The following is a 15,796-nucleotide window of genomic DNA, read 5'->3' as shown; positions in this document are numbered from 1 at the left end:
ATTGTTTTCGTGTTAACACTTGTTATGTTAAGAAGTATAGCATTCTGTAAATGAAAAAAACATGTGTTTGAAGTACAAAAAAAGAAATAAAAAACAGAATTGAAATAACAAAAATTGTGTTTGACATACAAAATAATATATGCTTATTTATACATAAGATACAAAGACGTTTTTGTAATAAAATATTATACTATCAATGTTAGATACCAGAAAACCTTAGACTTCAGAAGAAAGGAGAATAGGATGACAGTATATGAGTTGCTGCAGGTTCCCTCATTGAAGAATAATTTGAAAGTGATTGCAGGAGAATCAGGATTAGACAGAAAAATATCATCAGTTACTGTTATAGATACTCCGGACGGATTGAACTGGCTTCGGGGAAATGAAGTTGTGATCACTACAGCATATGCGGTAAGTGATAAAGAGGAAACATTTATTGAATTTACAAAGGAAGTAATTCATAAGGGAATCAGTGCATTAGTTGTGAAATTAGATCGTTATCTGAAAGAAATTCCGGAGGAAGCAATAGGACTGGCTAATAAGGAACATTTTCCGCTTATATCGTGTCCGGGAGAATTTGCCTTTTGTGATATTATCAACCCGGTACTTTCTAATATTATATCTGTGCAGGCGTCAGAATTGGAGGAATCCAGCCATATTCATAAAAGTTTTATAGAATTGGCAATTAAAGGAAGCAGTATACCTGAGATTCTATATACATTGAGTGATTTGATTAAATCTCCTGTGCTATTTATAGATAAGGTGTTTGAAAAAAACTATTTTTCCGATGAAAATGAAAAGTATAAAGATTATTGTGAGAATATTTCGGATTATACAGATGAATATGAATATTTTGTTGTGGAAGATAAAAAAAGACAATATGGGTATCTTGTAGATCTCACAGAAAGAAATAAAATGGCAGGGAAAAATGATTGGGAAATAAATATCTATAAAACTGCTATCGAATATGCAAGCATTGTTATCATTCTGAGGATGCAGATGAGAATCAGCAATACAATGATTGAAGAAAAATACAAAACTTCGTTTGTGGAGGATCTTTTTTTCAATAATGTTAAAACGATAGAAGAAATTCGGACAAGAGCTCAGCTGTATGGATGGGATTTTAAAGAAGGAGGTTTTGCGGTTCTTGTAGACATCAATAATATCAAAAAGAATTATTTGACGAAATTGGATCCGGAGGAGAATTCAAAATTACAGAATTATACAGACTGTATATTTCGTGCGTCCATTCAATATATGCAGCAGTTTTTTCCTAATTCAAAATATTATAAGCAGAGTGATACGGTTGCATTTTTAATTTCTGATGATTATACTCCGGCTGGTAAAGGAAAATTGAAAGAAGCATTTCATCAGATACAGAAGTATCTTTCAAATGTGGTGCCGTTCACGATTACAATGGCGGTCGGGGAATATGTTGACAGAATCATTAATATTCACAAAAGCTATGAGCAAGCGAAGCGGGTAGTGGAATTAGGCTATCAAATGGAAAAATTTGATTGCATCATGTTTTATGATGAAATGGGGATTTACAGGTTGCTTTTTTCGATTTCCGATCAGAGTGAAACGGTTGTGTTCTGCAAGAAATATATGGAGCCCCTGGAATTGTATGATACAAAAAACCATGCGGATTTGCTGAAAACTCTCGACATGATTATAGAATGTGGATGGAATATCAAAGAAGCATCACAGAAATTGTTTATTCATTACAATTCTGCAAAGTATAGATTTCAGAAAATTTGCGAAATACTGGATATGGATTTGAAAGATGTTACTTTACATACAGAGGTTGAACTGGCTATGAAGCTTTATCAGATGAGAAGAAATACTCTTTAGCAGAGATTGCAGCTGTATGTGTGTTGATGCGGGGTGCCAATCAAGCGAGCACCCCGTTAGAAGCTATAATTTATTTTTTGCCACCTGGCCTGCCAGAACAGCGGCAAGGAATATCCATAATCCCATCTTGACGGGAAAGCAAAGAAACAGAAGGCATGTAACTGCCAGAGGCTTTCTCATGGATACGCTTAGAGTGGCTGCCGTGGTTATTGCAGCTGCAAAGGTTGCGTGGGCAGCACTTAGTGGAAATACAAAAAGGGAGATCCCGTATCCCAGGCAGACAGCCGAGAAAATCACCGGAAAGAAATGCCCTCCTTTGAGGCCCATCTGGATGCACATATTTGTTATCAATATTTTCAAAAAAGCAATTCCAATCATTGCTAAAGGTGCATATTTGGCGTAATCGTTCATAAGCACTGCCATCTGACTTTCCCCGGAAAATTGAATAACCGGAAGATAAGCAACTACGCAGCCAAGAACCAGTCCGGCCAGAAGCTCACTTAAGATCGGAGGAGTTTTTTCGGCAAGTTTTTCGAACCACATTTCTGATTTCTCGAAGAAAAGGCCAAGCAATATTCCGCAAATCAGATATACGAGCAGCATTGCTATGTCCCATTTGTCGGGCTGGGCATTTTCAAAACTAGGAAAACCTTCGGAAACTTTGCCGAAAAGCTGGTTGAGTAAGGTCAGAATCCCAAGCGAAGAGGCAATGGAAACCCCATAAACCAGAAGCTTTGAATTAGAGTCTATATTTTCTTTCTCTTCCGTCTGGGAGACATCCTCATTTTCTACAGCGGAGAAGAAGCCGAAAAGTGGGGAATAAAAGAGGGCAGACAGTGAAACCGCCACGCTGACTTTGGAGTAAAAATCCGTATTGTCTTTCGCAAATTTAACATTTTCATTTACCCAGCATCCCAGAGCTACCATTACACCTACCATTCCGGCTTCCGGACCAACACTGCTTCCGAAAATAAGCGGAAGAGCTGCGGCAATCAGAAGGATTATAATTTTGCGATAAGGATAGGTGCCGGTTTTCTTTACTGTACCGATGACAGTTACCATCGATTGCGGATAGTCACCGAAGCATTTCCGAAATATGCCGATGATGGCACCGCCCACAGTACAGGCTACAATAGGATACCAGATAGGGCTTCCCACAGCAGACGGAAGTTTGCTCCATAAAAACTCCGTTCCGAAGTGAACTAATCTCAGAAAGAGCCATAGAACTGCACCTGAGACTGAACCAAGGATGGCGCAAAACAGAATCAGTTTTAATTTGTTTGTAATCTTTGTTTTTTCCATATGTATACCGCCGTTAATATAATTAGTGTTGTGTGTATATTATATAATAAATTGGGCGGTTTGTCCCCTATTGAAATGATAAAGAAAAAATGGTAAAATAAAAACAAAAAAACTTATATATGTTCAAGATTGGTTGAACGTTTCTACAAACTACCATAATAGTTGACTATAAGTTCCCGCTGCTTTTATATCAAAGCAGTGGGAATTTCTACGTTCAGAGAGAGGAGAAATAAAATGGGAACCGATTTTATTCTTAAAGGGAATATTTGCTACAGCCGGAAGAGTGATAATATTGAAGTGGCAGAAAATCAATATGTAATTTGTGTGGAAGGTAGAAGCGAAGGTGTATTCAAAGAAATCCCGGATGCATATGAGAATCTGCCGGTTATTGACTATGGAGATCACATCATTATTCCAGGGCTGACGGATCTGCATATCCATGCACCCCAGTATTCATTCCGTGGCCTTGGAATGGACCTGGAACTTTTGGATTGGCTGGAAACAAATACGTTCCCGGAAGAAGCCAAATTTAAGGACTTAGAATATGCAGATAAAGCTTACAGAATTTTTACCGATAATCTTAAAAAGAGTGCAACGACAAGGGCGTGTGTGTTTGCGACGGTTCATCGTGATGCAACGATGCTTTTGATGGATCGGTTGGAAGAAAGTGGATTAGTAACTATGGTGGGTAAAGTAAATATGGATAGGAATGCACCGGATTATCTGAGTGAGGAGTCTTACAGGGTATCGGCGGAAGAAACTGTAAAATGGCTGATGCAAGTGGAGAACCGGAAATATCAAAATACACTTCCGATTCTTACGCCACGCTTTACTCCAAGCTGTACAGATGAGCTTATGAATGAATTGAATAAGATACAAAAGCTTTATAGGCTTCCAGTACAGTCTCATCTTTCGGAAAATCCAAGTGAAGGAGAATGGGTGAAAGAATTATGTCCCTGGGCAGAAGTATATGCAGATGCATATGCCAGATTTGATTTGTTTGGTGGAGAATGTCCTACAATAATGGCGCATTGTGTTTATAGTAATGAGAAAGAAATAAAAATGATAAAAGAGCGGGGCGTTTTTGTCGCTCATTGTCCGGAATCTAACGCAAATCTGGCATCGGGAGCAGCACCTGTGCGTCGTTTCCTGGAGGAAGGAATTCATGTTGGGCTGGGGAGTGACGTGGCTGCCGGTTCATCAGAAAATATTTTTTATGCCATGACACAGGCAATTCAGGTCTCCAAGCTCAGATGGAGAATGCTGGATTCTTCCTTAAAACCACTCACAATTGATGAAGTATTCTATATGGCCACAAAAGGAGGCGGAGCATTCTTTGGAAGAGTAGGAAGTTTTGAACCGGGATATGAATTTGATGCGGTTGTCCTGGATGACAGCCGCCTGGAGCATCCGCAGAAACTAGATGTGGGAAAAAGGCTGGAACGGCTGATTTATTTAGCGGATGACAGAGAAATTAAGGAAAAATATATAAGAGGGAAAAGTGTTTCTTGCCAAAAAATGTGGAGGTCTTAGTAGTTTCAAAATACTTCGTGAAACAACCCTGACCTGGACTTTCCTTCATATTTACTTTTTTCGCCTAAATGCTATAATATAAGTGAAACTCATTAGCTCATAACATGAACATATTTCTAAACACACAAAACATCTATAATGTTTTTAACAACATTATAGATACAAAATTAGAGTGACCAGGGAACCCGTCCCCCTAGTACACCGAATAATAAGTAACTGACACCTTGACTTGTCTGATTTTTCATCTGCAGCGTTGTCGTCAATCGACGTAGCCACCGCTACGCCTCATTCTTCCGCCTTGCATATGAAACAATCATCCTGCGTCAATGTATCAGAAACTTATTTTTCGGTGTACTAGTCACTAGGAGGATACGATGATGAAAGAAAGGAAAAAAGAACTATTTTCAATACCAAATATGCTCGGATATTTTCGTATACTGATGCTGCCGGTGTTTTTGATATGCTATTACCGGGCTAAAACAAGGGAAGAATTTACTATAACGTTTGTGATTCTGGGACTGATCTTTTTGTCAGATGCTCTGGATGGCTTTATCGCGAGAAGATTTAACATGATTACAAATTTTGGAAAAATTTTGGATCCAGTGGCGGACAAATTGGTTCAGGGAACACTTGCCCTTGCGGTTGCGCTCAGACATCCATGGATGAAAGTGTTTTTTATTGTGTTTTTGGTCAAAGAAATCTATATGGCGGTCATGGGGATTTATTTGCTGAAGGTGAAAAAAACGTTAAATGGTGCACAGTGGTACGGAAAAGTGTGTACTGCAGTGGTGGACGTTTGCATTCTGGTTCTCCTGTTTATACCGAATATTCCGGATGCGGTAGGCAATGCGATGATTGTTCTGATGATCGGGCTGGAAGTATTTGCAATCATGATGTACTTGAAATTTCATTCGCAGTTACTTTGTAAGTAAATTTGTTGTGAATCGAGCCCGCGTTTATAGACATGGAAGCAAAATAGTGGCATTATGAACATTGTTCATGTTGGAGGTAAGTGGAATGAATACGAGCATCACATCGAAGGAAGCGATTTTTCGTTTTCCGGATATGTTAGGTATTTGTTTGAATGCGTACAGAAGGGAGTCGGGGAATACCCGGATTTTTTTGCCACCCATTCAATCAGCCTTGCGAATTCGGAAAAAGGGAAAGCAAAACGCACTATGCAGCGTTATTTCACGCATATGAATGCGGGACTTTTGAATGTACTGCACGCAGATCAGGCAGTTGCCAAAGGCGCATTTTCGGAGTCATTTATTGAGGAGACGTTTGTTGGATTTGTGCTCGACAATATATTGCTTTTTCTTATACAAGGAAACGGAAACTGTGACACACTTGTTGAGATCATAAGCAGAGTTCTTTACCGGTAACATAATTCCCGCCAGATGGCGGGATTCTTTATGGAACAAAAATGAACGATGTTCAGGAGGAGATTTATGCAGGCTATTTTTGAAACACTATTTGACATTGTGTATCTGGTATCGGTGGTCACGATTGGTATCATGATGATACGCGGCAGTAAAGGGCGCAGGCAGTATACCCTTTTTGGAATGATGGCGGTCATTCTGGGGTGTGGCGATGCGTTTCACCTCGTACCGAGAGCGATTGCACTTTGCACGACGGGGCTGGAAAATTATACGACAGCGCTCGGCAGAATTGTGTTGTGTCTCATGCCGCAAAATGAATGGACCAGTGCCGAGGCACCACTGTCCTGGGGAATTTACCGGAATATTCCGTTTACCATTCTTGGTATATTAATTGTGATTTTGTTCTGTCAAAGTGCAGAGAAGACGAAGGATGAAGCGTTCCGGTTTTTGTATCTTGCTGTGATCTTTAGTTTCGCTTGTTATATTCCGGTTGTGCTGTTTGCGGATACAGTGCCGCCTGTAGGGATGCTGATGATTCCGAAGACATGCGCCTATGTCTGGGTTGTTCTGATTGGTTACAAAGCGATGAAAGGAAGCGAGAATTATTGAAAAAATATTTGAATTTTTCACTGGGATACGCGATTGCTGCTATGGCAGGAGCTGCAGAAAGTGAAAAGTTTCCGGGTATTTATGTGGATTTATAATATCGGAGTTCCGCTCACAGCGGTAATGATGTTGGTGCGCGGTGTGACACAGGTACTCGGTTTGTCACTTTCATCTGCGCTTAGCGCCTCCATTTCAGGGATTGCTGGAATTGGGCATATTTTGACCGGAGTGGGAATTGTTTTATTATTGATTTCGTTAAAGAAGACAGTATAAGGGGGAATAATATATGCATCTTGTACCTGTTAAGAAACTTGCGGCCCGCAGTCTTGAATTCAGAGCCTATTAATAGTATAATTATAAGAGTTCATGAGAATTTATAAGTCAATATCTTTATTAAGGAGGAAACTATTATGGTTACCTGGAAGAACTTAGATACCCTTGCTTCCTATCAGGAATTGGAAAATGTGGATCGTGTGAATCTGGCGGAAGTGATGAGTGGTGAAAATGGTGCAGAACGTGTAAGAAATTATAGTATACCGATGGCTGCAGGGCTTACTTATAATTATGCGGCGAAGCAGGTAGATGATGATGTATTAAACGCTCTTGCTAAACTGGCCAAGGAGGCACAGCTTACGGAGAAATTCAAAGCTCTTTATAATGGTGAAGTGATCAATACAGGGGAAAAACGTCTTGTGCTTCATCAGTTGACACGCGGACAGTTGGGTGATCCGGTAGTGGCAGACGGCGTTGACAAACGTGCATTTTATGTAGAGCAGCAGGATAAGATTGCTGATTTTGCAAATAAAGTACATGCGGGAGAGATTACGAACGCAGCAGGAGAAAAATTTACAACGGTTGTACAGATTGGTATCGGCGGAAGTGACCTTGGTCCGCGTGCGATGTACCTGGCACTTGAGAACTGGGCAAAGAAGAACGGCAAGTTCAAGATGGAAGCGAAATTCATCAGCAACGTAGACCCGGACGACGCGGCAGCAGTTCTGAATTCTATTGATGTTGCACATTCTATTTTCGTACTGGTTTCTAAGTCAGGTACAACTCTTGAAACTCTGACAAATGAATCCTTTGTGAAGGATGCTCTGAAAAATGCAGGACTGGATGCTTCAAAGCATATGATTGCTGTTACCAGTGAAACATCTCCGCTTGCAAAGAGTGATGATTACCTCGCAGCATTCTTTATGGATGACTATATCGGCGGACGTTTTTCTTCTACATCCGCAGTTGGTGGCGCTGTATTATCTTTGGCATTTGGACCGGAAGTATTTGCAGAGTTCCTGGAAGGCGCGGCAGAAGAAGACAAGCTTTCTATGAATGAAGATGTATTGAAGAATCCGGAAATGCTGGATGCACTTATTGGTGTTTATGAGCGTAATGTTCTTGGATATCCGGCAACAACTGTCCTTCCATACTCTCAGGCACTGAGCCGTTTCCCGGCACATCTGCAGCAGCTTGATATGGAATCCAACGGTAAATCCGTAAACCGTTTTGGAGAACCTGTAAACTATCCGACCGGTCCGGTGATCTTCGGAGAACCGGGAACGAACGGACAGCATTCTTTCTATCAGCTCCTTCATCAGGGAACTGATATTGTACCGCTTCAGTTCGTGGGATTTAAGAACAGCCAGATCGGTACAGATGTTGTGATCCAGGACAGCACAAGCCAGCAGAAGCTCTGCGCTAACGTAGTGGCTCAGATCGTTGCATTTGCATGTGGAAAAGCAGATGAGAACCGTAATAAGAACTTTGAAGGCGGCCGTCCGTCAAGCATTATCATCGGTGATCAGCTTGACCCGAAGGCGTTGGGCGCACTTCTGGCACACTTTGAAAATAAGATCATGTTCCAGGGATTCGTATGGAATGTGAACAGCTTCGACCAGGAAGGCGTACAGCTTGGTAAAGTGCTGGCGAAGAGAGTTCTGGCACATGATACAGATGGTGCATTGAAGGAATATAGTGATCTGCTGAATATTTAAGCATATTTTACAAAGACTTATACATAGAAGGGGGCTTTCTTAATGAAGGCTCCCTTTTGGTATTTTGCTCATTCTGATGGGAATTATGAATAGATAAAATCTATAAATAATTGGTATATAGATTTTATCTATTTGATATACGGTAAATATATTGATAGTATATATAAAAGAGATAGTCTATGGGAGGATGAAATTATGAAAAAAAGACTAATGAGCATACTGTTGATCACTTCGATGATTGGTGTCATGCTTACCGGATGTGGCGGAAAGAGCGGAAGTGGTGACAGTGAACAAAAAGAAGAGGAAGGAACAGCCAAAGAAACGATTACCTTTATGGCACCGGATTGGGCAATCCCGACGGACGATCAGCTTGCGGCTTTCACAGAGGAAACCGGAATTGAAGTTGAGATTTCTGAAGTGGGATGGGATGATATCCGCGAAAAACTGGCGACTGCATCATCAGCAGGACAATGCGCAGCGGATGTAGTAGAGGTTGATTGGTCCTGGGTAGGAGAGTTCTATGCGGCAGACTGGCTGGAACCATTGGAAGTATCAGATGCGGACAAAGCAGACATGCCTACTCTTGAGACATTTACAAAAGACGGACAAGTCCTGGCGATACCATATGCAAATGACTATCGTCTTTCATACTACAACACGAAACAGTTTGAAGAGGCCGGTATCACTGAGGAGCCGCAGACATGGGATGACGTATTGGAAGCCTGCAGAACTTTGAAATCTACCGGAACGGCAGAGTATCCGTTTGCAATCGCTTTAAATGCGGAAGAAAAGACATCAACATGCCTGATGTGGCTTGCCTATACCATGAACGGCGTTGTATGGAACGAAGACGGAACCTTCAACGAAGAATCCGTAATGGAAGCTCTTAAGTATATGGAAACGCTTGTAAAGGAAGAACTGGTTGCACCGGAAGACAAGACATCTTCAGGAATGGATGCTTACAAACGTATTTGCTCCGGAAGCGCAAGCTTTCTGACCGGACCGACTTCTTTTGTATCCAGAACAAATAATGAAGAAGAGTGCAGCGTTGTCGGTGAGATCGCGCCGATTCTTGTCCCGGGAAAAGATGCAAAAGCAACGCAGACAATGGCATTGCCGGAGGCTATTGGTGTAACAAAAACTTCAGAACACAAAGAAGCTGCAAAGAAATTTGTGGAATGGTATACCTCTGCTGATATGCAGAAGCAGTTAAATGAAACAAATAGTGCAATTCCAACACGTAATTCGGTTTTGGAAGAACTGATCAATGACGGAACGATTCAGAATGCGGGAGCAATGCTGGAACAGGCACAGTTGATCGCTTCTCCGTTCCCGAACGGTGTACCTTCTTACTATGCAGAAATGAGCAGTGCAATGTATAATGCAATCAACAAAATGGCACTCGGCGAACTTACATCAGAAGAAGCTTTCAATGAAATGGAAACAGCGCTGGAAAAGTTAATTAACGAATAGTTAGGAAATAAATAATGAAAAAAAAGATATTACCTTATCTTTTACTAACACCCATGATTCTCATCATGGGTGTATTAGTATTTTATCCGATTATTGCGACATTTTCATATAGTTTAAAGAAATGGAAACTGACGGCCCCGGGAGATATCCATTTTGTGGGAATCAAGAATTATCTTGATATAATTCAGTCGGACTCATTCTGGTACAGTATGCAGAATACGATATTTATTCTGGTCTTTGTTGTGGTCTTTACTACTTTGATCGGATATCTTGTGGCATCATTTTTGAATGTAGATGTGAAATGGTCAGGCATTTTGCTATCATTGTCTATATTGCCATGGGCGTTGCCGCCGTATGTAAATGGAGTATTGTGGAAGTTTGTATTTTTCTCCGGATATGGATTCTTGAATAAACTTTTGATAGGCCTTGGGACCACTAGTAAACCAATCGAATTTCTTGGATCGAGATGGACGCTTCTGCTGGTGATTTCCATTGTGGTGGTCTGGAGGAGCATTCCTTTTATGGCCTTGGTTTGTCTGGCGGGAAGACAGTCGATTCCGGTGGACTTTTATGAGGCGGCTAAGATGGACGGCGGAACACCGGGAATGATTTTCAGATATATTACTATGCCTCTCATGAGACCGTTTATTGCGGTGGGTATCACATCGACATCCGTAACAGCGATCAATGTATTTGATGAAATTGTTGCACTTTCAGGATATAGCGATCTGGGAAAAAATATATTGATGGAGAGCTATCTTACGACATTTACGTTCCTGAATTTTGGAAAAGGAAGTGCCATGACCTATATCGTCATGTTTTTTGCGTTGATTCTTGGAGTATTCTACTTGCGCAGCCTGAATAAGGAGGTGGAATACTAGTGAAATATGTAAAAAGAGCAGGGTACTTTCTGGAAACGATTCTGTTTCTGATATTTACAGTCGGCCCATTCGTCTGGACATTCATGATATCTGTTACACCGGATTATGCGATTTTTGCTCCGACTTCTAAAATGCTGCCGGAGAGTATTACATTTGCTAATTATGTAGAATTGTTTTCAGGAAGTCGAAGAGGAAATGCGTTTTTTAAAGGAATGTATAATTCGATGAGGGCAGTAGGTATTACACTCGTTATTGGAATCCCGATTGCAATGATGAGTGCCTATGCTTTAAGCAGGATGGAGTTCAAGGGGAGAAAGGTGATCAAGAATCTTTTCCTGATCACGATGGTGATTCCGGTAATGGCAACGATCATTCCCCTTTATCGTATGTTTACAGCAGGAAAAATGCTGGATCATATTTTCTGGCTCAGCATGGTGTATGTCAGTTCCTATCTGCCGATGGCTTCATGGCTGATATCCAACTATTTTGCGACGATTCCAAAAGAGCTGGAAGAGGCAGCTATGATAGATGGATGTGGAAGAGGAGCGGCATTTTCCCGGATCATCTTACCTCTTTCCCGCCCGATTATTCTTTCCGTGACATTGATTATGTTTTTGAATACATGGAGTCAGTTTCAGATACCGCTTATTCTGGCTTCATCCATGGGGACAAAGCCGATGGCGATTGTTGTGTCGGAATTTATGACGAAAGACTCTATTCAATATGGATTGATTGCCGCGGCCGGAATGACCGCATTGATTCCGCCGGCGCTCACAGCTATGCTGTTCAGGAAATATCTGATTTCCGGAATGATGGGAGGGTCTGTGAAGGGATAAGCGAATATGATACATGCAAAAGGCTGCCGTTTGGCAGCCTTAATTCTATTCAACAATAATTGCATTTGGATAAATCCGTTCCATTCGCTCATCTGGGAAATGTTCATCCAGAAAATATTCGAGCCCTGTCGATGCTTTCACACCTTCGGTCTGCCGGATGGAATAGCGCGCCATCGCAAGCCCGGACATGATCATATCAAAAATCATAAAGACAATCATCACCCAAGTCAAAGTTACGCCGATTTTCTTCGGAATCTTTTCAATCCAGCCTGAGAACAGCGGGTAGAGGATTTTCAGCCACACAACGGCGGCGATACCCCAGAAAAAGCAGTACAGCAGGTTGATTCGGCCACCCAGATTGAACGGGATATGGCTGTAGTCCCAGAATACCGTGCCGAAAACAATCTCAGTGAAGACACTGCAGATGTATTCGTAGGCCCCGCCGAGTATAGTGCCGAATACGAAAATATAGCTGTCGCTGCGGGTCCGGTACTGATATAAAATGGCTGTAAGCAGCACGCATCCGAGTCCCCAGACAATGCTGAACGGGCCATAAACCACACTGCTTCGGCTCATTAGTTTCCCGGCAGTGATCAGACAGAAGATGGTTTCGGTGATATCCCCCAGGAAAGCCCCGAGAAAGAACAGGCATACCAGTTTATAGAACGAGCATCCAACGGCAAATACGCCGGCTTTCTCTTTGGCTGCTTCCAGTTCACGTTCTTTCTCAAGTTTCGCCTGCAGCAGAGCTTTTTCGTCCAGATTCGGATAGGCTTTTTTCAGATGCTTCAGTGTCCAGCCGGTCAGATCTTCTCCCAGTGTGTCCGCTGCATTCTGGAGGTCTTCAGAAATCCTGTATACAATAGACGCTTTATTTACACGGGAGCGCACGGTCAGAATGCCGCTGATGGTTCCGATCAGGTCAATGCCGAGAATGATTCCGGCTATGATCAAGATCAGTTCGCCGATGCTTCTTGGGATCAGATGCATCAGATCTGTAAGAAGCGGATTGGCAAATGAAACGCAGAATACAGCGATCAGTCCCCAGAGAACTGTGTAAGGAAGTGTGACGTAGCCTCCGAACTGGAAACGCTTTCTGGAATAGTCCCACCATTTTCTATGGAAAATACGTTCTAAGACAAAACCGGTTCCAATCGTTACGAAGAAAGAAAGGACGGTTCCTCCCAGAAACAGAAAGAACAGATTGCTTTTCAGCTCCGACAGAAAGACCGCAAATAGTAGGGCGCTGATACCGTAGGACGGACAGTAGGGACCGAACAGAAAACCGATATCGACAAACTTCTTCTCTCTTACAGCAGCCGCGGCTGTGCCAAGCGCCCATCCTGCCAGGGAATACAGAATAAAAAACCATAGCAGTTCATACATTGAATAACTCATCTTTTGTGCCTCCATTTCTTCCTATCACTATAGCAGAAGAGAGAAGGAAGTGCAAGAAGCGGTGATTAACGTTCCTCCCGAATCAGTTTAAGAACAGCGGTATGTTCATAAGTCATTGCCTCATCGTGGACAAAAGCGACTGTCCCATGCACCGGAGCGCAAAGTGTGCTGCGCACCGTGCCAAGATATGGATCATGGATCCGTGCAAGAACTTGCCCTTTTTTGATTTCATCACCGGCTTTTACGAAAGACTCAAAGAAACCTGCATCCGCCGCCCGCACCGGTATAAAGTCCTCGCTTTCGATGACCTGTGAGAGATATCCGTTCTTTCCGTTGTAGCGAATGATGTGCTGCTTGGACATAAAGTTCAGGATGCCCTGCAGTGGATCGACGATCTGACCGATTTCGTCTCCCTTCCGGACAAAACCGCCATGAGAGCGTGTCTTTACGAAAATGCCGGATCATCTGCAATACCCCAGAACGCGAGGATATTGTCCATGACTTTTTGAAGCTCGATAAGAGGTGACTGTGAAACGCGCGCCTTGTTCAGCTCATAAACTGCAAGCTGAATATAAGAAAGTGTTTCGCTTCCGATGGATTCGCGCAATGTGATGCCATTGTCGTACGCGCGCATCAGATTGGAATAAATGGAATTCATATCATCTGCGTCAAAGCAGTAACGCTGGATGAAATTCTCGCTCATGGAATACGTTATTTTTATAAATACCAAACTTGACACCATACCGGGCGAGCAGTTCGTTTACCGTATCGGTGTGCCTGTAAAGATCCATTTCCTGCATAATTCTCCTCCTCCTTTGTAATTCCTAATAGAAAAGGCGCTTTGCATAATTATGCAAAACGCCTTTGTTTAATACAACTCTTATAGTACCGGAGAATGCCGGGAGTCAATCTGTTTTTTTCTTTTCTTATAATTTGGCAAAAACTGGTCGTTTCTTTATTCCTGAAGATCATGAATCAGGGCGTTGATCTGCATGCGGGCTTTCGTACGCTGCATGCCGTCGCAGTATTGTTCCGCCATACGCAGAAGATGTTCACGGCAGGCGGTTACGATTTCCGGTCTTTTCAGCTCTATGATCAGCGTCGGAGCAGTATTGCGGACAAGAAGAGCCATTCCTTCTTTTTTGACGAAGAGATTGTAATCATGTCTGGTGTCCGGTTTAGAAGGAATGAAATAGTAATTTTCATAGGTATCCATCAAGCGAAGAATGTTCTTTAAATGAAGCACATAGGTTTCCGGGGTATACATAGACTGCCCGCCGTATGTTTTGTAAGGCGCTGCAATCGGAATCATCCCGGAACGAATATCCTTCGGGTCGGACAGCTCGCATATGTCGATAAAAGGGGTATGCTTCAAATGCTCTTCAAAAGAGGATAGTTCGTTTAAATTCTTTTCATAAGCAGTCTTCCATAATACATGATCGGTCTTATCTCGAAGCTGTTCCAGAATCTCTCTCGGGATTGTAGTTGCTGAAATAGGAAAGACTTTCTGGACGATGGATCCCGGCTGTGAAAAGAAATCCTCAAAACAATCCATAAGTTCTTCCGAAGTGTTGTGTACAGTCAGTGCCGGCTGGCAGAGGGACAGATAATCGTTATACTGTCCGGTGTATGCGTAAACGAGAGACGGATTGGTGGTAAGTAGTGTGATTGGGTTGCTTGTCATCCCGACACACGTAGAGAAGATTGCAAAATGACCGGGCAAAACGATCATGGAATGACGGTACAGATTATCGCGCAGTCGGGGATAATAATATACCTTCGTCTGGCCTGTTACATAAAGCGGAAGCCAGTAACGCAGAGATTCGACATAACGATTCATAAAATTGATAGATGGCATGATCTGGCATATCGTGAAGCCTCTGGTGATAATTTCCATTAAGCTGGACTGAAGTTCAAGGGTGAAGGAATAGTCCTCGAACAGCCATTCCAGATTGTCGTCATAAGCAAACAGAATCGTAGAAGGTTGCTCAAGCGTTTGCATGAGGCCGAGTAATCGATGAATGGCTTCTCTTTTTCCGCTGTTGCCATAAAAATATTCTGTTTCATCATTAGAAGACGAAATGTGGTTCGATGCTGAAATGTTGTGTTTTGGTTCAGGGACAGCCGGAGTGTGAGATATCCTGCTCAGTGTATTTTCAACAATATCGTAATCATCGGAAAGCCATTTAAAGATATATTCAGCCAACGCAGATGAGGGCATGGAAGAACGCAGAATACTCTGCTCCAGCATTTCAGAAAGCGCATGACGCTGAAAGTCAGCTACACAGTGTTTGGAAAAGAAATCAGCCATACGTGAAATGTGCTCGCGGTTTCGAGGCATTCCCCGTTTTCCTGTGCGAAGAAGGCTGATCAAAGAGCGATCCACCGAAATGGCGGCCGCAAGTTCTTTGTTTGAAGTCTGTGTGAGATTCATTAGAAAATTCAATTTATCCGAAAATAGTATAGTAGTACCTTCCGATTATAATTGTATTGTATCAAAATCGGGGATCCTGTGCCAGTGATTTGACGAGAATTTGTCA

At 42.2% G+C, this 15,796-nt stretch carries 15 protein-coding genes and 1 riboswitch; of the genes, 10 read left to right on the top strand and 5 right to left on the bottom strand.

The genetic code is table 11. The features are described 5' to 3' along the window. Positions 1-243 precede the first annotated feature (243 nt). On the top strand, positions 244-1,854 hold the full coding sequence (locus tag ACTNA4_RS10235; protein WP_441029906.1) for a PucR family transcriptional regulator: 1,611 nt from the start codon (positions 244-246) through the stop codon (positions 1,852-1,854). Between the two features lie 63 nt (positions 1,855-1,917). On the opposite strand, the gene ACTNA4_RS10230 is transcribed toward ACTNA4_RS10235, so the two are convergent. Then, positions 1,918-3,156, bottom strand: coding sequence for a chloride channel protein (locus tag ACTNA4_RS10230; protein ID WP_441029904.1), 1,239 nt, complete (start codon positions 3,154-3,156; stop codon positions 1,918-1,920). 93 nt (positions 3,157-3,249) lie between these two features. Beyond that, a riboswitch (purine riboswitch) is annotated at positions 3,250-3,345 on the top strand. A gap of 45 nt (positions 3,346-3,390) precedes the next feature. Between ACTNA4_RS10230 and ACTNA4_RS10225 the strand changes: the two genes are divergently transcribed. From ACTNA4_RS10225 to ACTNA4_RS10185, 9 genes are all read left to right on the top strand, one after another. Then, entirely contained in the window at positions 3,391-4,689 is a 1,299-nt protein-coding gene (locus tag ACTNA4_RS10225; RefSeq protein WP_427806913.1) for an amidohydrolase family protein, read from the top strand. Between the two features lie 374 nt (positions 4,690-5,063). Then, positions 5,064-5,621 carry a CDP-alcohol phosphatidyltransferase family protein gene (locus ACTNA4_RS10220; protein ID WP_441029902.1) on the top strand — a complete coding sequence of 186 codons (558 nt, stop codon included), beginning with the start codon at positions 5,064-5,066 and terminating at the stop codon, positions 5,619-5,621. Between the two features lie 54 nt (positions 5,622-5,675). After that, entirely contained in the window at positions 5,676-6,074 is a 399-nt protein-coding gene (locus ACTNA4_RS10215; protein WP_427806910.1) for a hypothetical protein, read from the top strand. Between the two features lie 66 nt (positions 6,075-6,140). Then, a complete protein-coding gene (locus ACTNA4_RS10210) occupies positions 6,141-6,680 on the top strand; it encodes a hypothetical protein (protein ID WP_427806909.1) in 540 nt (179 codons plus the stop codon). A gap of 33 nt (positions 6,681-6,713) precedes the next feature. Further along, a complete protein-coding gene (locus ACTNA4_RS10205; RefSeq protein ID WP_441025513.1) occupies positions 6,714-6,950 on the top strand; it encodes a DUF2871 family protein in 237 nt (78 codons plus the stop codon). A gap of 137 nt (positions 6,951-7,087) precedes the next feature. Then, entirely contained in the window at positions 7,088-8,668 is a 1,581-nt protein-coding gene (locus tag ACTNA4_RS10200) for a glucose-6-phosphate isomerase (RefSeq protein WP_441029901.1), read from the top strand. A gap of 195 nt (positions 8,669-8,863) precedes the next feature. Then, positions 8,864-10,141: a sugar ABC transporter substrate-binding protein gene (locus ACTNA4_RS10195; protein WP_441029899.1), complete on the top strand. Its 1,278-nt coding sequence runs from the start codon at positions 8,864-8,866 to the stop codon at positions 10,139-10,141. Positions 10,142-10,155: 14 nt separating this feature from the next. Next, entirely contained in the window at positions 10,156-11,022 is an 867-nt protein-coding gene (locus tag ACTNA4_RS10190; RefSeq protein WP_427819943.1) for a carbohydrate ABC transporter permease, read from the top strand. After that, positions 11,022-11,858, top strand: a complete 837-nt coding sequence (locus ACTNA4_RS10185; RefSeq protein ID WP_441029898.1) for a carbohydrate ABC transporter permease — start codon at positions 11,022-11,024, stop codon at positions 11,856-11,858. Before ACTNA4_RS10190 ends, ACTNA4_RS10185 begins: the two co-directional genes overlap by 1 nt. A gap of 45 nt (positions 11,859-11,903) precedes the next feature. Here ACTNA4_RS10185 and ACTNA4_RS10180 read toward each other — a convergent pair whose 3' ends face one another. The 4 genes from ACTNA4_RS10180 to ACTNA4_RS10165 form a co-directional block, all read right to left on the bottom strand. Beyond that, positions 11,904-13,256, bottom strand: a complete 1,353-nt coding sequence (locus ACTNA4_RS10180) for a putative ABC transporter permease (RefSeq protein ID WP_441029897.1) — start codon at positions 13,254-13,256, stop codon at positions 11,904-11,906. A gap of 65 nt (positions 13,257-13,321) precedes the next feature. After that, positions 13,322-13,618 (bottom strand): hypothetical protein, encoded by a 297-nt coding sequence (locus ACTNA4_RS10175; protein ID WP_427806896.1) that lies wholly within the window; start codon positions 13,616-13,618, stop codon positions 13,322-13,324. 83 nt (positions 13,619-13,701) lie between these two features. Further along, a complete protein-coding gene (locus ACTNA4_RS10170) occupies positions 13,702-13,986 on the bottom strand; it encodes an alpha-E domain-containing protein (protein ID WP_427819946.1) in 285 nt (94 codons plus the stop codon). A gap of 225 nt (positions 13,987-14,211) precedes the next feature. Then, a complete protein-coding gene (locus ACTNA4_RS10165) occupies positions 14,212-15,690 on the bottom strand; it encodes a hypothetical protein (RefSeq protein ID WP_441029896.1) in 1,479 nt (492 codons plus the stop codon). Between the last annotated feature and the right edge of the window lie 106 nt (positions 15,691-15,796).

Origin of the sequence: Bariatricus sp. HCP28S3_A7 (genome assembly GCF_052066375.1) — a bacterium.
In the GTDB taxonomy this organism is placed as follows: Bacteria; Bacillota; Clostridia; order Lachnospirales; family Lachnospiraceae; genus Allocoprococcus.
This window is presented reverse-complemented; position numbering and strand designations above follow the sequence as displayed.